Annotated in this window: 2 protein-coding genes; one reads left to right on the top strand and one right to left on the bottom strand. The window is 48.2% G+C overall.

Annotation, left to right across the window (positions count from 1 at the left end; translation table 11 throughout):
• Positions 1-177: 177 nt before the first annotated feature.
• Positions 178-801: a DNA-binding protein gene (locus E0D98_RS24210; protein WP_131891258.1), complete on the bottom strand. Its 624-nt coding sequence runs from the start codon at positions 799-801 to the stop codon at positions 178-180.
• Between the two features lie 159 nt (positions 802-960).
• On the opposite strand from E0D98_RS24210, the gene E0D98_RS24205 reads away from it, so the two are divergent.
• On the top strand, positions 961-1,381 hold a 421-nt coding region (locus E0D98_RS24205), incomplete at its 3' end, for a thermonuclease family protein (RefSeq protein ID WP_131891255.1).

Genomic DNA, 1,381 nt, shown 5'->3' with positions numbered 1-1,381 from the left:
TATATAAACAACTGATAATAGTATAATATAAGGAATCAGACCAAATCTGTTTTTCTGCGCTCCGGTTAATACTTCTGATTTATCTCGCATAAAATATCCTGTCTGTAATCTGTCCCGGTCAACAACAGTAAACGTCAGAATCAGTACGAATACGGTAACAAAGATTCCTCCTGTGCGTTAAAGTGCACAGGCAGAAACCAGTCTGGTGGTTCCGGTCAGGGAGTCGGATACCTCAACTTCCCGGGTGACTATAACCATACCTGACTGACGCAGTCTCTGCACATCAGCGGCAATTCGCTGAGTTCCCAGCCAGAACAGGCCATCCAGTGCCGTTACCAGCAACCCGCTTTCCAGCGCCAGTTTCAGTCGTGCCGTCGGGGCTTTAACCTGCCCGGCGATATCAGTGAAACAACGTGTCGTCATGCCATAGCAGTCCATCCGCCGTATTCGCGTCGCAAGACTGTAGCTGAAACAATCCGGCACGCCGGATAAGTCATTCTGCAGACTGTATACACATCCCCGCTGCCGCCCGTTGAACAGGGCTTTTTTCTGACTGAGCAACCATTCCCGACGCAGAGTGTCAATCATCTGCGGTGTCCGGGTTAACAGCAGACGAAACGGCAGCTCAAAACTGGTCACATAATCAACATTCAGTAATGCTGTCCGCAGTCGCTCCCTGGCTCCAGCCCCGGTCTCCCGGCATTCACGCATGACATAAGCCCACTGACGCATCAGTCGTGGAGACTCATTCCTCGCCCTGAACTGATATTTCTCAATATGATAATCAATACGTTCCTGCATATCGCCACCAGATATCTGTTGTTTACCCAGACACAGTGATTAGCCTACAGGAATAAATATCCTCCGTGAAGCCAGGTGCCTCAGAAGATAAAAACATGTATTTTTTCAACGCGTAATATTAACGTCATCCCCATAAAAATAAATCAGGAAAATGATAAAATGATAAAATATATATTCGCACTCACACTTCTGCTTTCCGGTTCTGTCTGTGCCGTTCAAATTCAGGGACTCGTTATTCGTGTGCTGGACGGTGATACTCTGGAGATATTACAGGCCCGGCACCCCGTGAGGATTCGTCTTGTTAATATTGATGCACCGGAAAAGAAACAGCCTTTTGGGCGCAGGTCAATGAATCAACTTAAAAGCCTTGTGGTAAATACGCCCGTAACCGTGACATACACACAGACAGACCGCTACGGGCGTATTCCTGGACGGGTATATACCGAAAACGGCATGGAAGTTAACCGCTGGCTGGTACAGCATGGTGCAGCCTGGGTATATCCTGATTTCAACACAGATTACACCCTGCCGGTATACCAGAGAGAGGCCAGAACAATGAAGCGGGGTCTGTGGGCAGATA

Origin of the sequence: Escherichia sp. KCJ4928, from assembly GCF_004352695.1 — a bacterium.
Lineage (GTDB): Bacteria > Pseudomonadota > Gammaproteobacteria > Enterobacterales > Enterobacteriaceae > ECMA0423.
The sequence above is the reverse complement of the archived record's forward strand: the minus strand, read 5'-3'. Positions and strand labels throughout refer to the sequence as shown.